The organism is Bartonella henselae str. Houston-1, from assembly GCF_000046705.1.
In the GTDB taxonomy this organism is placed as follows: Bacteria; Pseudomonadota; Alphaproteobacteria; order Rhizobiales; family Rhizobiaceae; genus Bartonella; species Bartonella henselae.
In genome coordinates, this window is the sequence record NC_005956.1 from 131,061 (window position 1) to 150,027 (window position 18,967).

Here is an 18,967-nt window from a genome sequence, read left to right on the forward strand (position 1 = left end):
AAGAGGCACGGTTCATGGCAAAACAAGAACTTGGAACTAAGCGTGTTGATCCAGAAACGGGAAAGAAGTTTTATGATCTTAATCGCGACCCTATTGTGTCGCCTTATACAGGAATTTCTTATCCGCGTTCTTATTTTGAGGTTGCGGCAGCTGAAGCAAATAGTGAAGAAGAAGTTGATACTGAAGAGCTTGATACAGCGCTTGAAAAATCTGCTTTTATGCTTTTGGAAGATGATGGTGACGATCCTAAAGATGATGATCTTCCTGATTTGGAAGATAGTGATGTGGATCTGGGTGATGATGATGACACGTTTTTATCTCACGATGAAGATGACGAAGACGATGACGTTACCGATATTCTCGGAGGAGGTGTTTCTAAGGATGATGATTCTTAAGAAAAGTGAAAGAGCATTCTTTTCATAGAATACAAATTCTTCTTGATCTTCGATTTTTCTCGTTCTAGAAAACTCCCTAAGATTATTTACAATCGATGAAGAGTCTGTCTTTATGTGGGGCTATAGCTCAGCTGGGAGAGCGCTTGCATGGCATGCAAGAGGTCAGCGGTTCGATCCCGCTTAGCTCCACCAAAAAGGCCTATTTGGCTTAAGAGAGAAGCTATTTTATACTTTGTTTGAGAGGCGCTATACTATCCATAGTAATTGCTACAAGAGTCATTTCTCCTTTTATTTTTTAATGATTTCATAATGCGCTGTATCACAGCAGAATTTTGATTTATAAAGATAATTCATCATTTTGTATGTTGAATGAGCGTTCCTAATGCCGTAAAATGTTCTCATTTCAAACTCTTGCATTCAGAATCAGGAAAAAACATTCGCTTGCACGTCACAAAAGAAACTGGCATCTGGAAAAAAACATTTAAGAAAGAAATACAAATGCCTTTTATGAACCGTCTTAGTGCAAGAGTAATCACATATGAGGAGCTAGCAAAGAGAATGATAGTATTAGCTTGTGACGACTATTTGTCACGATGTATTGTTTATGAGTTTACAAGATTTATAGAATTTTGTCGTTATGAAAGTAAAAAAGCAGGTTGATGTTCTTTTGTAATGCACACGAAAAAAGTGCGCTCTTTATCATTTATGACATGATATTTAGAAAAAAGAGTATCTGGATAAGCAGTATAATCAATAAAGATTATTTTCATACGATAAGAATCAACGATTATTCCAATAATTCAAGTGAGCACCTGTTCTAACATTTTTGCTTAAATATAAAGATTTTTTGTAAAACTAAGAGGTAGCTCTTATCGGTTTCTATGAATGATCCAAAGAACACTTGTTTTAAGAAGAATTGATTGAATTATAAACAATTGCTGTCAAATGGGGCTTAGATGAGGCTTTTTTTATTTCTCATGGTGATGGACTCTTGTTTTTAGAATTAGATTACAGCACAACAGGAACAATAAAATTATTTGAGGGGAAAAAAATAATGCCTTCTTACCGGTCAAGAATATCGACTCATGGGCGTAATATGGCAGGAGCTCGCAGTCTTTGGCGTGCAACAGGGATGAAAGAGTCTGATTTTGGTAAACCCATTATTGCAATTGCGAATTCTTTTACACAATTTGTACCAGGGCATGTCCATTTAAAAGATCTTGGGCAACTAGTGGCACAACAGATAGTGGCTTCTGGCGGTATTGCGAAGGAGTTTAACACGATTGCTATAGATGATGGAATCGCTATGGGGCATGATGGAATGCTTTATTCTTTACCTTCACGTGAAATCATTGCTGATTCTGTTGAATATATGATCAATGCCCATTGTGCGGATGCGCTTGTCTGTATTTCCAATTGTGACAAGATTACGCCTGGTATGTTAATGGCGTCTTTACGTTTGAATATTCCAACAATTTTTGTTTCAGGCGGTCCTATGGAGGCAGGTAAGATTAAATGGAAAGATCAAGATCTAACTGTCGACCTTGTTGATGCTATGGTTGCTGCGGCTGCTGAAAATAACTCAGAGGAAGAAGTTGCTGAGATGGAGCGTGCTGCTTGTCCTACATGTGGTTCTTGTTCAGGAATGTTTACCGCTAATTCTATGAATTGTTTAACAGAGGCATTAGGGCTTTCTCTTCCCGGAAATGGATCAATGTTAGCAACGCATGCAGATCGTCAGATGCTTTTTGAAGAAGCTGGACGACAGATTGTCACGTTGGTTAAGCGTTATTATGAGAAAGGCGATGAGACAGTTTTACCGCGCTCGATCGCTTCACGCAAAGCTTTTGAAAATGCAATGACTGTAGATATTTCCATGGGGGGATCAACCAATACAGTACTTCATCTTTTAGCGGCAGCACAAGAGGGTGAGGTAGATTTTACCATGACAGAGATTGATCGCCTTTCACGCCGTGTTCCTGTTTTATGTAAGGTTGCACCTGCTGTTGCGAATGTGCATATGGAAGATGTTCACCGTGCTGGTGGTATTATGGGCCTTTTAGGTGAATTAGATGCGGTTGGACTCATTGATACCTCTGCTTACACGGTTCATGCAAAAACGATGAAAGAAGCTCTATGCCGCTGGGATGTGAAACGAACCAATGAACCAAAGACTCATGAATTTTATCGTGCAGCTCCAGGGGGTATTTCAACCCAGACAGCGTTTAGTCAATCTCGTCGTTATGATAGCCTTGATCTTGATCGTGAAAAAGGTATTATCCGCGATAAAGAACATGCTTATTCGCAAGATGGAGGCTTGGCTGTTCTATATGGAAATCTTGCGAAAGATGGCTGTATTGTAAAAACAGCAGGCGTTGACCAATCAATTTTAACATTTAAAGGTCCAGCAAGAATTTTTGAAAGCCAAGATTCAGCTGTTTCAGCGATTTTGAATGATACAATTCAATCAGGCGATATTGTTTTAATCCGTTATGAAGGTCCACGTGGTGGACCTGGAATGCAAGAAATGCTCTATCCTACGAGCTATCTTAAATCCAAAGGATTAGGAAAGGTATGTGCACTTATAACAGACGGCCGTTTTTCGGGGGGGACTTCGGGGCTTTCTATCGGACATGTTTCTCCAGAAGCTGCTGAAGGAGGAGCAATTGCTCTAGTGGAAGAGGGAGATATCATAGAAATTGATATTCCTAATCGTACCATTCATATGTTAGTTGAGGATGATGAGCTGATGCATCGTCGTGTCAAAATGGAAGCAAAAGGAAAAGCAGCTTGGCAACCGACTGAGAAACGTAAGCGTAAGGTTTCAAAGGCTCTTAAGGCATATGCAGCTATGACGACTTCTGCTGCAAAAGGTGCTGTGCGTAATATTTGATTTAAATGAAGAATTCATTTTGTGAAAAACAGTTTTTTAGGGATTTTTGAGTCTTTTGCGTTCTTTAATAGGGTTACGCCCCTCAATGCAAAACAAAATACATTGGATTGTAGATTTATGTGCTTGTTTTAAAGAAATATCTCTTAAGGCAGGCACCTAAGCCCATTTTGCGACGGCACCCGTGAATGGCATATAGCGTAAAAGCCATTGAGCACTACCCTCTTTACGCTTATAAAGGAACAAACCGGCACCATCATTCTATTTTCCAGCTCAAAATGTTGCATCAGCCTTTGGCACTTGAGACAGTTCATAAGAGGTATTTTTATCTCTTTCTTTTAAGTGTTTTTATTCACACGACAGCCCCGCTTATGATGGGTAAGCAAGTAATTTTAACTGATTTAATATGAGAGAATCTTACGATATTCGGCGTTGTCATTCAAGTTGAAAAATGATAAATTATTATTGTAAATCAATATATTATATGCCTTGATATTTCAAATGGATTGTTCAATGAGCTTAACAGGATATGTCAAGTCATGATAAATGTGATGTGTGGGCTTCTATGGATTTCGTTTTTGAGCAGTATCGCAAAAAGATGAGATAGAGTTTACCTTTGACGGATATTAATCACCTTTCAAACTATTTTTCAGTTTTGTGCAAGCTTGTACTTTTTGAGACAATATCATAGGAATGGGCTTTATTGCATTGGTGGTATTATGGAACTTTTATGGGAATGAGATGCAGTGAGACTGATTTTTCTACTTATACAGTTCATATAACAACAATGAAAGAAGCTTTCTATCGATAGGCTGCAAAGTAGATGTATGAACCAACTGTTCATGAATTTTATCGTGTGGCACCAGATGGTCTTCCAACAGGGATAGATTTTTGTCAGTTTATTCTACAATACAGTTGATCTTAATTGTGAAAAAGATGTGATCCACAATATTAAACGTGCTTGTTTGCAAGGTGGAGAGTTCACCGTTCTTTATAGAAATTTTGCAAAAGGTAGCTAACCGTGAAAATAGTAGGGTGTTTATCAATCTTTTTTGTATAATAGCCAAGAATTGATCTGAAGAAGTATTCTGCGCAAGCTTTTCCTTCATGGCATTATATTGATCAAGATACATTGAGGTAAAAAGCAATAATAATAATGGCAAATAGTCAGTATTCTTGGTTTTATCCTTCTAATTCTCTAATCCAGAGGACGCTTAAAATATAAATCAGGAATCCCGTAAAAGAAGAAGCTTTTTATCTAATCACTATGAAATACGTCTAAGGTGCTTTAGTTTATTGAAAAAATCTTCAATAAGGTAATATTTTATAAAGGTTCATTATTGTTATGCGGTATTTTTCTATTTGAGTGGAAAGGTGGGAAAAAAATGCAATTGTCTTTCTTACGCTTTTTTTTGATTTTCTGAAGCATAATCTTTATTAGCAATAACTTTTTTGTATTTTAAAAATTTTCAAAAAGTTGAAGTGTTTGATTAAGAGATCCTAATTCTTTGGAGTGAGAAAAAAAACGTAAAGATTGATCCAAAGCATCCACTTCAACATGAGTTTTCTAGGGTAAAATCTTACTTGTATCTTCTCAACGCTTCCATCTCATAGTAACCTTATTTATAGCCCACAACACAATCTATAATTTGCAATGAAGGGATGAGTCTAAATAAAATTGATATTGCTGTCTACAGCTTTACTATTGTGGTCCATAGTCTTTGATTAGTTCTTCTAAGATCGGATATCAGATTGCTTCTTGATACAAGGATTTAATAACGTTTAGGGATATTATGCTCTTTGCTATAGATCCTATCTTATTTGTTTGAGGAGAAGAGGAAGTTATATCATTTTAAATTAACATGAATGCTTTCACCAAAATGACAGAGAAGATGTTAAGCCTTCACATGCATTTTGTTTAAGTCGAGAAAGCACTTCTAAAGTTTGCTTAGAAGAGAGTTTTTCAGGATGGATATTCTAAAAAGCTTCACGGAGCACACAATGTTTGTTTCTTCATTGATGGAGATGTTACATTAAAGAAAAAAGAGCGGTAAATCATTAATTAATTTATGGCCTTTTTCTGCCATTTCACCTTTGAAAGATTCTTCTCTATAAATAATAAAATTTTGTCAGTCTATGCACTTTATTGATGAAATACTTCTTCCTAGTTACATTCCTGTTCTTTACAAAGGAACAGGACCACTACTCTACTTTTATTCTCGCATCTTAATTTAAGGCACAAATTTAGGAGTGATCAAAAAAGAGCTCTTGGTTTGATTTGTTATAAGGGATTATTTTTTTCAAGTTGTTTAAGGTGATAAAGGGCTTCTAAAGCTTGCTTAGGAGAGAGTTCGTCAGGATGGATATTTTTAAAAGCTTCATGGAGCATAGAATATTTGTTTGTGTCTTCATTGAGGGAAGATGTTGTTTTAAGGGAAAAAAGCGGTAAGTCATCAATTAATTTATGTCCTTTTCCCGCCATTTCACCTTGTTCTAATTGCTGTAGAACGTCTGTAGCACGTGTAATAACTGCCTTGGGAAGTCCAGCAAGTTTTGCAACTTGTACGCCGTAGGATCGGTCCGCAGCTCCCGGCGTGACTTCGTGAAGAAAAATCACATCACCATCCCAATTTTTGACTTTCATGGTTACATTATGAAGACGATCAAGTTTTTCTGTGAGTGCTGTCATTTCATGAAAATGTGTGGCGAGAATAGCACGACAATGGTTAACTTCATGAAGATATTCAACGGTTGCCCAGGCAATTGAAAGCCCATCAAAAGTCGACGTTCCTCGTCCGATTTCATCAAGAATAACAAGGGAATGCTGAGTAGCATGATTAAGAATCGTTGCTGTTTCTACCATTTCCATCATAAAAGTTGAACGCCCTCGTGCAAGATCATCAGAAGCACCAACACGACTAAATAAGCGATCAACAACGCCAATATGGGCTGAGGTAGCTGGAACAAAGGATCCCATTTGCGCCATAATGGCGATGAGAGCATTTTGCCGTAAAAAAGTTGATTTTCCTCCCATATTAGGACCTGTTAAAAGCCATATCGCTGCATATTGGTGATTTTCTTGCAAAGAGAGGTCGCAGTTATTAGCAACAAAGGGTTCTGCTGCTTGCTTTCGGAGTGCTTGTTCTACGACGGGATGGCGCCCTGCGGTAATACAAAAGGTAAGAGACTGATCAATTTTAGGGCGACAATATCCTTGTTCTTCAGCCAAATGCGCTAAAGCAACAGAAACATCCAAAACAGCAAGTGATTCAGCAGCTTTACGAATGAAATCAACTTGTTCAGTAATTTCATGAACAAGAGTGTCAAAGATTTCCAATTCAAGCGTCAATGCATGGTTGGCTGCATGAGCAATACGGCTTTCAAGTTCAGCAAGTTCTGTTGTGGTAAAGCGCATAGCATTTGCCATTGTTTGTCGATGAATAAAACGTGCTTTTGCTTGTGGAGTATTGGTGAGAGCGGTTGCCTGTAAGTTGGTTACTTCAATGAAGTAGCCTAGGATATTGTTATGCTTGATTTTGAGTGTTTTAATATCTGTTTCTTGAGCATATTGTGCTTGAAGTTCAGCGATAACACGGCGAGATTCATCACGCAAAGTGCGCATTTCATCGAGCTCTTTATGATAATGAGGGCGAATAAAACCACCGTCTCGTTTAAGCAGGGGCAGATCATCGGCTAATGCTTGTTCTAAACGCAAATGTAAAGCAGTAGGTAAATGTGAGAAAATCTGTTGTACATCACTAATTTCTTGAGGAAGCAATTCATTGCTAAGAAGCTGGTGAAGTTCACGAATAATTTCAAAACCGCGCTGAATTGAAGCCATATCACGTGGTCCTCCTCGGCCAAGAGCCAAACGTGAGACAGCACGTGGCATATCTGGTCCCCCTTTTAAGATGAGCTTTATGTCTTCTGCAAGAGATGTATTGCGCAGAAAAAAGGCAATCGAATCCAGACGTTTATCAATAGCTGAAGGCGTGGTAAGAGGTGCAATGAGGCGATCGAGGAGAAGGCGTGACCCCCCTCCTGTTACGGTGCGATCAATGGCCTTTAGTAAGCTTCCATCCCGTTGTCCCGATGTGGTCCGTACAAGCTCAAGACTCAACCTCGTTGCGGCATCAATGAAAAGGGTAGCACTTTCATTTTGGCGCTCAGGACGCATGAGAGGAGGGCGATGCGTGATTTGTGTTTTTTCGATATAACGAATAGCTGCGGCAATTGCCGATAGTTCGGGACGTGAATAATCAGCAATGCCTTCAAGGGTTGAGAGTTTAAAATAACTGCAAATGTCGCGTTCAGCAGTGATGACATCAAAGAGACTAGCGTGTTGAGGCGAAACGATACAGTCTAGAACATTAAAAAGTGATTTATGAGATTTATCGTGGAAAAAGGAATCAGCCACAATGATTTCTTGTGGATCCACGCGCATAATGTCTGCTAAAAGTTTTTCGAGTCGACTTTCTGTGACACGAAATATGCCTGTTGAAATATCAATCCAGGAAAGGGCAAATTCCTCTCCATCGCTGGTTTTGATGCGGGCAAGTGTCATCAGATAGTTTGCGCGCGTTGGGTCGAGGAGTTTTTCTTCTGTTAGGGTTCCAGGTGTCACAAGGCGCACAACATCACGCCGAACAATTGATTTTGATCCCCGTTTTTTAGCTTCTGCTGGATCTTCTGTCTGTTCACAAACAGCAACACGATAACCACAGGAGATCAATTTTTGTAAATAATCATCCGCAGTATGAACTGGAACACCACACATAGGAATATCTTCACCTAAATGTTTCCCGCGTGTTGTGAGCGTAATTCCTAAAACTTGAGCAGCTTCAATTGCATCATTAAAAAATAATTCATAGAAATCACCCATACGGTAAAACAGAAGGCAATCGCTATTAACTGCTTTGATTTCGATATATTGCTCCATCATAGGTGTGAGGCGTTCTTTATGTGGAGCAGATGAGGGAGCCGATTGTGGGGTTAAATTGTTTTTATTATCAGTTTTATTATCCATTTTTACGCGCTCGTTTCCTTCAAGTGAGGCTTTGATACCCTTTTTTATTTACTTCAATGTTTATCTTCATTATCTGTGAATTGAAACGCATGATTAGGTCTGTTAAAGCAAGCATAGCGATTTCTAGCATCTGAATCAAATTGTAAAGTTGGATAATTACACGCATTATCGAGCAAAATTTATACTGTTTTTGGGAAAGCTTAAGTGAGATGAAAAAGAATGAGCAAGATCAGAAAACACACCAAACGGTTTATAATATCAGTGAGCGAGAAGCTCTAGACTTTCATAGTCGTGGTCGTCCTGGAAAGCTTGAAATTGTTGCAACAAAGTCTATGGCAACACAGTATGATTTAGCACTTGCTTATTCGCCAGGTGTTGCTGTTCCGGTTAAAGCGATTGCTCAAAATCCAGAATTGGCTTACGATTATACGACAAAGGGCAACCTTGTTGCTGTAATATCAAATGGAACCGCTATCTTGGGTTTAGGAAATTTAGGTGCACTAGCGTCTAAACCGGTGATGGAAGGTAAAGCAGTACTTTTTAAGCGCTTTGCGGATATTGATTCTATTGATCTGGAAATTGATACGAATGATCCGGAAAATTTTATCAATCTGGTTCGTCATTTAGAGCCCTCTTTTGGCGGCATCAATCTGGAAGATATTAAAGCACCAGAATGTTTTATGATTGAAAGTCGCTTACGCGAGGTCATGAATATACCCGTTTTTCATGATGATCAACATGGTACAGCAATCATTGTGGCTGCTGGAGTACTCAATGCCTTGTATTTAACAGGGCGCGATATGGAAAATACGCGGTTAGTTTGTAATGGTGCTGGTTCTGCGGGAATTGCTTGTATTGAGTTGATTAAGGCGATGGGATTTCGATCTGAAAATATCATTTTATGTGATACAAAAGGTGTTGTTTATGAGGGGCGCAAAGAGGGGATGAATCAGTGGAAATCTGTTCATGCTGTTCGAACAGATAAACGCACGCTTGCTGAAGCGATGGAAGGTGCCGATGTGTTTTTTGGGGTTTCTGCTAAAGGTGCGATTACCCCTGAAATGGTAAAATCGATGGCACCTCGTCCGATTATTTTTGCTATGGCTAATCCTGATCCAGAAATTACGCCGGAAGAAGTGATGCAAGTGCGTAAGGATGCTATTATCGCAACAGGTCGTTCCGATTATCCAAATCAGATTAATAATGTTCTTTGTTTTCCTTATATATTTCGTGGTGCGCTTGATGTGCGTGCGACAGTTATTAATGAAGATATGAAGATTGCTGCTGCAAGAGCTATTGCGGATTTGGCTCACGAAGAAGTACCTGATAGCGTTGCCGAAGCTTATCGTGGAAAGCGCTTGAAATTTGGTCCGAATTATATCATCCCTGTTCCTTTTGATCCGCGTTTGTTTACTGTTGTTTCAATTGCGGTGGCAAAAGCGGCAATGAAAAGCGGTGTTGCGCAAAGGCACATTGATGATTTAGAAGCTTATGAGCGTGATTTGAATGCGAGACGTGATCCCATTTCTTCCATGATGCGTGGTGTTTATAATCACGTTCGTCAGTCACCAAAACAAATTGTCTTTGCCGAAGGTGAAGAAGAGCAGGTAATGCGAGCAGCTGTTTCCTATGTCCATCAAAAATTAGGACAGGCGATTTTGATTGGTCGTGAAGAACAAGTGAGAGAGAATGCTGCTATTGCTGGAATTGATCTTGAGCGTGAAGGCATTTCTGTTATGAACGCCAAGCTCTCTTGTCGTTTGGATGCTTACGCGAATTATCTTTATAAAAAAATGCAGCGTCAAGGTTGGCTGTTGCGTGATTGTCATCGTCGCATCAACAATGATCGCAATTATTTTGCTGCTTGTATGGTGGCATTAGGGGATGCTGATGCAATGGTTACAGGGGTTACACGCAATTATGAAACAGCGTTGATTGATATTCGTCGGGTGATTGATGAAAAACCGCGAGAACGGTTAATTGGTATTTCAATGGCCATTTGTCGTGGACGAACTGTGTTTATTGCCGATACAGCTGTTTATGAGAATCCTAACGCCGAAGAATTTGCGCATATAGCCGAACAGACAGCTTCTTTTGTTCGTGGATTGGGGTATCAACCACGGGTGGCATTTGTGGCATTTTCTACTTTTGGTTATATGAAAGGACAGGTTACGCGCCATATTCAAGATGCCGTTAATATTTTGCGTGAACGCAGGGCTGATTTTGAATTTGATGGAGAAATAAGTGCTGATGTAGCGCTTAATGTGAAATTGATGCAGCAATATCCCTTTATGGGATTAACGGAACCTGCTAACATTTTGGTGATGCCTGGATATCATGCGTCTTCTATAGCAAGTAAAATGTTGCAAGAGCTTGGTGAAGCAACCATTATTGGTCCTATTTTGATTGGACTGGAAAGATCTGTTCAAATTGTACCATTTAGTGGCAGTGATACGGATGTTGTCAATATCGCAACCCTAGCCGCTTACCATGCAGAAAAGTTATAAAAAATAAAGGCCTCTGATATTTCAAGGCCTTTTTGATAAAAAATAAATTTTTAAGATGAGAGTGTTTGGCTGTTTTTTTGTTCTTCAGCAACACGCTTTTGAAAGAGAGCTGCAAAATCAATTGGATCAATCCACAAAGGTGGAAAACCACCATTTTGAGTAGCGTCAGAGATAATTTGCCGAGCAAATGGAAACAAAAGACGGGGGCATTCAATAAAAACAAGTGGCATAACATGCTCTTGAGGAATGTTTTTGATATGGAAAACGCCACCGTAAATCAATTCTACATGAAATAATGTTTCACTATCATCACTAGCTTTAACTGAGAGTGATAAAACAACATCATAATTGTCATCGCCAATTGGATTAGCATTGACATTAATATTGATATCAATTTGTGGTGCTTTTTCACGTGGACGTAGTGAGCGAGGGGCACTTGGGTTCTCAAATGAAAGATCTTTTAAATATTGAGTTAATACAGCAAAAACGGGTTCTCCATCATTGTTGTTAATTTCACTTTCAGCCATATTACTAACCTCATCATAATATATGTATTTCTATTTTAGATCTAAAGACAAGGCTGGTTATCACGCCTTGCAGAAGGTTGCAAGAAATGCTCTACTTTTTTGATTATTTTTTTATTTTTTAGTCGTTACAGATTTTTGCGTCTTTTCAATGATTATTATCATTTTTACGCCATGAAGATTCTGTGGTATTGCGGATTTGGTAGTCTTCTGCTTTCAGATCGATTATTTCCTCAGACTCATTTTGGGTCTTAGTACTGTTTTTATTATGTTTATTCATTTTATTTCTAAGTGATGAAAGTAAATACCAGGCAATACCACGGACTGGTTTAATAAGGAGTAATATTCCCAAAATATCGCTCACAAAACCAGGAAGAATAAGCAAAATTGCGCCAATAATGATACAGCCATCATTTATGATATAATGCTCTAATGTTTGCCCTTGAAGAAGTTCACGTTGTAGATTTTTTAAAAGGCTTCCCCCTTGAATTCTTAACAAAATGCTTCCAGCTATTGTCGTTAAAATGATCAAACTCAAAGTTGCTAAAATTCCAATTTCTTTTCCAACAAAGATAAAACCAGCGATTTCAACAAGGAAAATACCAAGGGTAAAAATGATAAAAAAGCGAGGATTTATAGGGTAAGATTTGATCACATGAAAATTCCCTTTTCAAGGTTTGAAACAGAAAATTATTGAAGAAAACTTCTTTTAAAACTTAAACAAGAATCTATAAAGGCACTTAAATGCAAGATTCCCTATTTTACATATTTATTGATAAATGATATTGACTGCAATGTTTATTGTAGATCATTTTAGTTTTGGAGATTGACAGTGCCCATGGAATTTGACATCGTACTTGTCTTAGCTCTTGTTATTATGGTTGTTGTTTTCATGCAACTTCGTAATGTATTAGGAAAACGGATTGGTTTTGAAAAGCCTCCTTTTGATCCTTATTCGAGTCGTTCTAAAAAACAGATTGAAACAGAAACGGCTGATAATAATGCTTCATTATCTCATCAAGTTAATTCGCAAAAAAATGATTTTAGCGAAATTGATGCAATTGCACCAGAAGGAAGTGAACTAAATAAAGGTTTACGAGCACTTCACCAGAATGATCCTCATTTTTCTCCTCAATTTTTTATAAAGGGAGCTCAAGTTGCTTATGAAATGATTGTAACAGCTTTTGCTAAAGGGGATCGTAATCAACTGAGGAGATTGCTTTCTCAGGATGTTTTTGAAAGCTTTGATGCTGCCATTGAACAACGCGAAAAAAACAATGAGAGAGTTCAGTTTACTTTTGTCGGAATTAATAAAATCGAATTTGTTGCAGCAGCGATGCAAGAAAAGGAAGAATTTTTGACTATACGTATTGTCAGTGAAATGATTTCTGCGACTTACAATGAGCAGGGAGAACGTATAGATGGTGATCCTGATACTATTGTAGAAATTAGAGATATTTGGACTTTTGTTCGCAATAGCTTATCAACAGATCCAAACTGGAAGCTTTTTGCAACAGAAGATGAAGATTAAAATATTTTTTGTCTATAAAATCATATAAATAAAATTGATTTATTGAGAGATTGAAGATTGAAATGTCTACGGATGAATGGAGAACAGAAAGGGATCCGTTGGTTTCACAGGACCGCTTTCTCTGGGAGAAGGTATGTTGTACAATAATACCGCTTCATAAGAAGCGCTATTCTTCTTTTGCAAAAGAGGTCGTAAATGTTTCTAAAGATGCGGTGAAGATCAACAATAAGAAACAGTACATAACACAAATTCTCCCATTGTCTCAGGCAAACCAACAGAAATTAACAGAGGTTAAAAGAGAAAAGAAGGCGATTGCACAAACGCATAAGATTCATTTTTTTGATCGTGTTGTCCATCGTAAAATTGCCAAAGGTCATTATTCTATTGAAGCTCGTCTTGATCTTCACGGTTGTATGCAGGAAGAAGCTTATTTTTTCTTGAAAAAATTTCTACAATCATCTCAACAGAATGGATTGCGTTATGTGCTTGTGATCACAGGAAAGGGCCGGTCACCGGGGAGTAATGGTGTTTTGTATCAGTCTGTTCCTCACTGGTTGTCAACACCGGCTTTTCGATATTATGTTCATGCCTTTGAGCAAGCTGCTCGTCAACATGGTGGTGATGGTGCACTTTATGTTCGATTGCGCCGTTTTCTACCCGGGAAAGGGTATGATGTTGTTTAGGCTGCTTTAGGTTTGATATTGGTTTCATCAGCTATCGTATTTTCAGTCCATAAAGGAATGTGAGCATGCGAAATTTTATTATGGATGTTTACATTATTGCTTTCAATTTTTACGGACAGGCATTCTGATTTTGTGGTTTTATAAGAGAGTTGAATGACCATTATTGCTGAAAAACATTTGTGAAAATAAAGAATATCAAAGGACTAACGATTTTTTTGTAGGCTTTGATTTTTCTCTAGCGATTAAGCATCTGTTGTCTTGATTCTTGATTATTTAGGTTAGCATAGCATTACATTGAGATTGGTGAATATTATCGGCAGTTGCATTATTAAATCATACTATTTTTTATTAAGAGTACACGTTGTCATGAAGGTTTGTCACTACCACGCTTATGTTTATGAAGTAAATAGATCGGCTATTATATTGCCTTCGATATTGCAACGGCTCTTACATTAAGAGTGTTGATTCATAGAGCTATATTTAGTTTTGTCCTCCATATTTTATTTATACGTTTCGCTCTGTTGTAACGCGCGAAAACGATTTTTTAATTCTTAAAGATAAAATAACTATATTCAAGGATTTAATTCAATAGGAATCTGTTTTTTTATAATTAAAAAACAATATGTTACTGTAATTATCAAAAGAGGGCTGAGAAGTTTGTTCCTGTTAAGACATCAATACTCGCTGATATGCTATGGGTAAAGATATTGTCAGAGAGAATAGAGCCTGTTTTTAAGAGTAATCTATTTGTATAACAGTGTATGGAATGCGTTTTGATTTGAAAAGGCGTATGATTATGGAGGCAATGAAAGAGCGGTTAACTCTAATAAAGCATGTGCTTTTAGTTTGCATGTCAACTAATCTCCAATCCTAATGCAGCCGCATGTTTGAAGAAAATATATAAGACATTTCATTGCCTTACATAAAACTTGAGTTATGTCAGATTAAGAGTATGGCATATTTCTGTTTTGGGTAATCTCTCAAACGGGTAAATAGCCTCATTGGGAAGAATATGAAGCTGTAAAGGTAAAAAACAATTTTCATCTTTCCTACCCTATTTAAATTCAGTTTTACTTTCAAAAGCTTCCATAACAATATCTTTTAAGTAATGGAAATTATGCAACTCTTCACATTTTTGCTTATCGTATTCTTTATGCGACTAGTCCTTCAAGGAAAACAGAACACCGTCGTTTTGCTCATTCACGCACTTACTTTTTAAAAGACATCTCTCATTGATTTCAAGTCTATCTCACGGTGGGTGTGAAGAGTATAACGTAAGATCCATTGAATACCCCACATTCTTACACTTATGAGGGGGTAAGTCACTCCCATCATTTTATTTACCGCTCCCGATATTGTAAAAGGTTCTTGTACTGAGATGGTTCATGAGGGGCATATTGAGTCTTTTCTAAGACGGCTTTTATCCACATTGTTGGTCTTCTTAAACTCCTAAGCCTATTTCAAGTAAGTGCCCGTGAATGGTATATCGTGAAAGCCGTTGTACATTACCATTTCTTTACGCTTATGAAGTTTCACGCCGGCCTCATCATTCTATTTACCAGCTCTCAATGTTGTAAAGGTTTTTGCATTGAGGCTGTTCATAAGAGGTATTTTTACTCTTTTCTGAAGTAGTTTTTACATCACGATAACTCTGTTTGTGAGATGCAAGCGAATGTTTTTTCTGATTTTAAATGCAAAAATTTGAAAGAAAAAAATCTTAGGGTATTGGAACGCGCATTCAATCGATGAAATGGTGAATTGTTTTCATAAATCAATGTTTTGTACTAAAAGAGCAAGCTACACAACATGTTTGCAAGGTTGATGCTTTCTGTTTTTAGGTTTTCAAGACATAATAAATGGGCTTTAGTTGTAATTAATATGTACTTATTTATTTAGTAAGTACTTATTTGTGAAGAATATTTATCACGTTTTATTTTCAGGAAATTCTAGCGGTTTAAAACGATAAGTTGTTGAGCAAAATTCACATGTGACAGAAATATATTTATCTTTAACCATTTGATTGCGTTCTTCAGGGGGAAAACCTTCCAGTATTTCTTTAATTTTTTCGCGCGAACAGGAGCATTGATCTACAAGAGAAATAGGATTAAAAACTCTAACACCTTGTTCGTGGAAAAGACGGAATAAAAGCCGCTTACTGCCGATTTGAGGATCTGTTAATTCTGTACTTTCAATTGTCGACGTTAGTGCTTTAGCTTCTTTCCATTGATTTTCAAGTTGAGCACGAGTTTTCGTTTCTTGTGGTTTTTTATTGGGTTCATATATTTTATGATGAGATGATGCTTGGGGCAAAAGTTGAGTCAAAATACCTCCTGCTCGCCAGCTTTTCTGCTGCTTTCCTTTTTGGTCGCGGTTAATCAATATAGCGACTGCTAAACGGATATCGGTGAGAATTTGTTCCGATTGGTCAAAATAGGCACGGGTAGCTTCTTGTAAATTTGATCCTTCTAATGCAACTATTCCCTGATAGTCTTGTGTATGGGCGCCTTGGCGGATGGTGAAGGCTAAAGTACCTTTTCCTAGAAGTGTTTCGGAAGATATTTGATTATTGGCTATTGCTTGTTTCAGTTTTTCTTCATCAAAACGAGCGTACCCGCGTAGACTGAAAGGGGGAGAAAAATCACACACCAACATATTAATTGGTCCATTGGAATGGGTTTGTAAAATAAATTTTCCTTTAAGTTTTAAGGAGCTTCCAAGCAGAACAGTTAAAACTAAAGCCTCTGCTAGAAGGTAAGAAACCGGTTCAGGATATTGATGTCTTGTGAGAATAGAATCTAAAGCTTTTCCAAATTGTACAGCACGTCCACGAATATCAAGTTCTTCGATTTGAAAGGGAATAACAGTATCATCTTCACTCAAGTAGATGTTGTTGAGAGAGGCTTCATCTTTGGCTTGTTCGCGTTCTTCGCTCATATTTTTGCCTTTTATAGGATTTATTTTTGCAGACTATTGTGGAGAGAAAAATGCATCTTGTAAACATCATACAAGAATTGTTTTTTGGGCATGAAGACAATTTTCAGCTTTCAGCTTCATCAAAAAACAGAAAGCATTTCATCTTGAACACAAATGATTGACGTTTTCACTACGATTAGCAAAAAAATAGTATATGAAGTAGCTATTGGGTTTAGTATTTTTTTAGATTTTATTGATTGAAAAAATTGAGAGGGTGATTGATTATAAGCACAAGAGATTTTGTTTTAAGAAACACATATATTAGTTGTAAAGCAATCAACATCTTCGGCAGTTTTTGGAGGATGATTTGTAAGTAGGATATTGATTCCACACCTTTATCTGCTTCGTTAACATCTTTTGGCTATGATTTATTACCTCTCGTGTGGTAAGATGAAAATGAAGGTTAAAGAGAGCTGCTGTTTTGAACGAGGAATGGGGAACATTGTTTTCATCTCTCATCCAAACAATATTTCGTTGGAAACGGGTTTATAGTGTTCTTGAGATTAAGATATTTCATAAAATCTAGCAAAGATAGGAGTCATTTATAAAACTATTTAAGGTGGAAGTTTGCAGTATATTATAGCAATTCGAATAGTCTGTGATAGTTTGCACTTTGTATGCTATAGGATGATATGCATAAACAGTGATAAGAGATGTACTTATTAGTGATATTTTCACTATATTTGAGCTGCGTTTTTAACCAATTACGTTTATACGATCATTTTTCTCTCAAGTGACACATACTCATGTGAGATAAAATATATGCGCGTGAATAGTTTTTAGAAATTATTGCGAGTATTTACGAGCAAAAGCTTTTGAATTTTCTAAGACTTTGAAGTTTTTTTTGAGCATTTTCCATAGTTGATAAGAATATGCTCCCTAGTTTAAAGGAGATGAAGAAGATAAATCTATGCAATAGCGAGAAGCTTATGTGTTATGAGATTATACGAGTTGTTTTTTGTTTGTTTGGGAAAGAGAAGCAATTGCTTTTTCAATACGATGTAGACTTTCGTTTACCTCTTCTTCCTTGATAATAAGGGGAGGCAAGAAGCGCACAACGTTGTTGTTGGCACTAACACTCAAAAGATATTCACTTTCCAATGCACTAACGACAACCTGAGAGGGAACCACGCACTGAATGCCCAACATAAGTCCTACCCCGTTAATTGCACAGATAATGTCAGGATAGTCATTTAGAATATTTGAAAGTCCGCTTTTTAGCTTATATCCCATTTGCTGAACATGGTCGAGAAGACCAGGTTCTAATATAATATCAAGAACAGTTTTGCCTACAGCCATCCCAAGAAGATTGCCTCCAAATGTTGATCCGTGGGTTCCTGGTGTCATACTTTTTGCAGCTTTTTCTGTTGCAAGACAAGCTCCTAAAGGAAAACCGCCACCCAGTCCTTTTGCGAGAGTAAGAATATCAGGTGTAATACCACTCCATTCATAAGCAAAAAGCTTTCCTGTTCGTCCAATACCTGTTTGGATTTCATCCAAAATTAATAACAGACCATTCTCATCGCATATTTTGCGCAAAAGCCTTAAATATTCATGAGATACCGTTCGTATTCCTCCTTCTCCCTGAATGGGTTCAATAAGGATGGCAGCAGTATTTTTATTGATAGCATTACGCAAAGCGATTTCATCACATAAAGGAATTTGAATAAATCCGTCAGCTTTTGGTCCAAAACCTTGCAAATATTTTTCTTGTCCTGTAGCAGCAAGCGTTGCAAGTGTGCGCCCATGAAATGCATCTTCAAAAGTAATAATTTCAAAGCGTGTTGGATGGCCAGAGGCATAATGGTAGTGACGAGCAGTTTTAAATGCGCATTCCACTGCTTCAGCACCGGAATTACAGAAAAAAACCTTATCAGCAAAACTATTTACGCAAAGCTGCGCGGCGAGAGCTTCTTGTTCAGGTGATTGAAAAAGATTGGAAACATGCCAAAGTTTTTCAGCTTGTCTTTTGAGAGTATCAATCAATTTTGGATGTGCATATCCTAATACATTGACAGCAATGCCAGACGTGAAATCAAGATAACGCTCTCCTTTATCGGAAATAAGCCATACAGCATTCCCTTGTTCAAAATGCAAATTACGTCGAGCAAAGCACTCATAAAGTGGCTGTATAGTGGTGCTATTCATCGTTAATTTCCTTTATTTCTCGAGCTCTGCGATACAACAAACAAAACAACGCTGCAAACAAAATACGTTGCACCTTTGGATACAGTATCATTAGTGATTTATGGTGATACCACGCTCACAGGTTGTGATCATTGCACCGATTGGCAAAAAGTCAATGAAGGTTTTACAAAGAAGCATCTATGGAAAGAAATCTTAAGCAAAAACGATAATTTGATCTATGATTGATTCGCAAGTTGGGGAAAACATTTTAAATAAACTCTTCAAGAAGGAAAGGCACTTGTCATAGAGTC

At 37.5% G+C, this 18,967-nt stretch carries 10 protein-coding genes and 1 tRNA gene; 6 read left to right on the top strand and 5 right to left on the bottom strand.

The features are described from left to right. Positions 1-14: 14 nt before the first annotated feature. From AYT27_RS00480 to ilvD, 3 genes are all read left to right on the top strand, one after another. A complete protein-coding gene (locus tag AYT27_RS00480) occupies positions 15-395 on the top strand; it encodes a TIGR02300 family protein (RefSeq protein WP_011180057.1) in 381 nt (126 codons plus the stop codon). Between the two features lie 116 nt (positions 396-511). Next, positions 512-587 (top strand) — tRNA-Ala (locus tag AYT27_RS00485). 862 nt (positions 588-1,449) lie between these two features. Continuing rightward, positions 1,450-3,288 carry a dihydroxy-acid dehydratase gene (ilvD, locus tag AYT27_RS00495; RefSeq protein WP_011180058.1) on the top strand — a complete coding sequence of 613 codons (1,839 nt, stop codon included), beginning with the start codon at positions 1,450-1,452 and terminating at the stop codon, positions 3,286-3,288. Positions 3,289-5,566: 2,278 nt separating this feature from the next. Here the strand turns inward: ilvD and mutS are convergent. Continuing rightward, on the bottom strand, positions 5,567-8,311 hold the full coding sequence (gene mutS / locus AYT27_RS00505) for a DNA mismatch repair protein MutS (protein WP_011180059.1): 2,745 nt from the start codon (positions 8,309-8,311) through the stop codon (positions 5,567-5,569). A gap of 209 nt (positions 8,312-8,520) precedes the next feature. On the opposite strand from mutS, the gene AYT27_RS00510 reads away from it, so the two are divergent. After that, positions 8,521-10,818, top strand: coding sequence for an NADP-dependent malic enzyme (locus AYT27_RS00510; protein ID WP_011180060.1), 2,298 nt, complete (start codon positions 8,521-8,523; stop codon positions 10,816-10,818). Between the two features lie 50 nt (positions 10,819-10,868). Here AYT27_RS00510 and secB read toward each other — a convergent pair whose 3' ends face one another. Together secB and AYT27_RS00520 are read right to left on the bottom strand one after the other, a co-directional pair. Beyond that, positions 10,869-11,345, bottom strand: a complete 477-nt coding sequence (gene secB / locus AYT27_RS00515; protein WP_011180061.1) for a protein-export chaperone SecB — start codon at positions 11,343-11,345, stop codon at positions 10,869-10,871. Between the two features lie 145 nt (positions 11,346-11,490). After that, positions 11,491-11,997, bottom strand: coding sequence for an FxsA family protein (locus AYT27_RS00520; protein ID WP_011180062.1), 507 nt, complete (start codon positions 11,995-11,997; stop codon positions 11,491-11,493). A gap of 183 nt (positions 11,998-12,180) precedes the next feature. Between AYT27_RS00520 and AYT27_RS00525 the strand changes: the two genes are divergently transcribed. Continuing rightward, positions 12,181-12,873: a Tim44/TimA family putative adaptor protein gene (locus AYT27_RS00525; RefSeq protein ID WP_011180063.1), complete on the top strand. Its 693-nt coding sequence runs from the start codon at positions 12,181-12,183 to the stop codon at positions 12,871-12,873. Between the two features lie 62 nt (positions 12,874-12,935). Continuing rightward, positions 12,936-13,556, top strand: a complete 621-nt coding sequence (locus tag AYT27_RS00530) for a Smr/MutS family protein (protein ID WP_011180064.1) — start codon at positions 12,936-12,938, stop codon at positions 13,554-13,556. A 1,923-nt stretch (positions 13,557-15,479) separates the two neighbouring features. Here AYT27_RS00530 and AYT27_RS00535 read toward each other — a convergent pair. Together AYT27_RS00535 and AYT27_RS00540 are read right to left on the bottom strand one after the other, a co-directional pair. Continuing rightward, positions 15,480-16,490: an Hsp33 family molecular chaperone gene (locus AYT27_RS00535; RefSeq protein WP_011180065.1), complete on the bottom strand. Its 1,011-nt coding sequence runs from the start codon at positions 16,488-16,490 to the stop codon at positions 15,480-15,482. 981 nt (positions 16,491-17,471) lie between these two features. Beyond that, positions 17,472-18,677: an aspartate aminotransferase family protein gene (locus AYT27_RS00540; RefSeq protein ID WP_011180066.1), complete on the bottom strand. Its 1,206-nt coding sequence runs from the start codon at positions 18,675-18,677 to the stop codon at positions 17,472-17,474. Positions 18,678-18,967 lie beyond the last annotated feature (290 nt).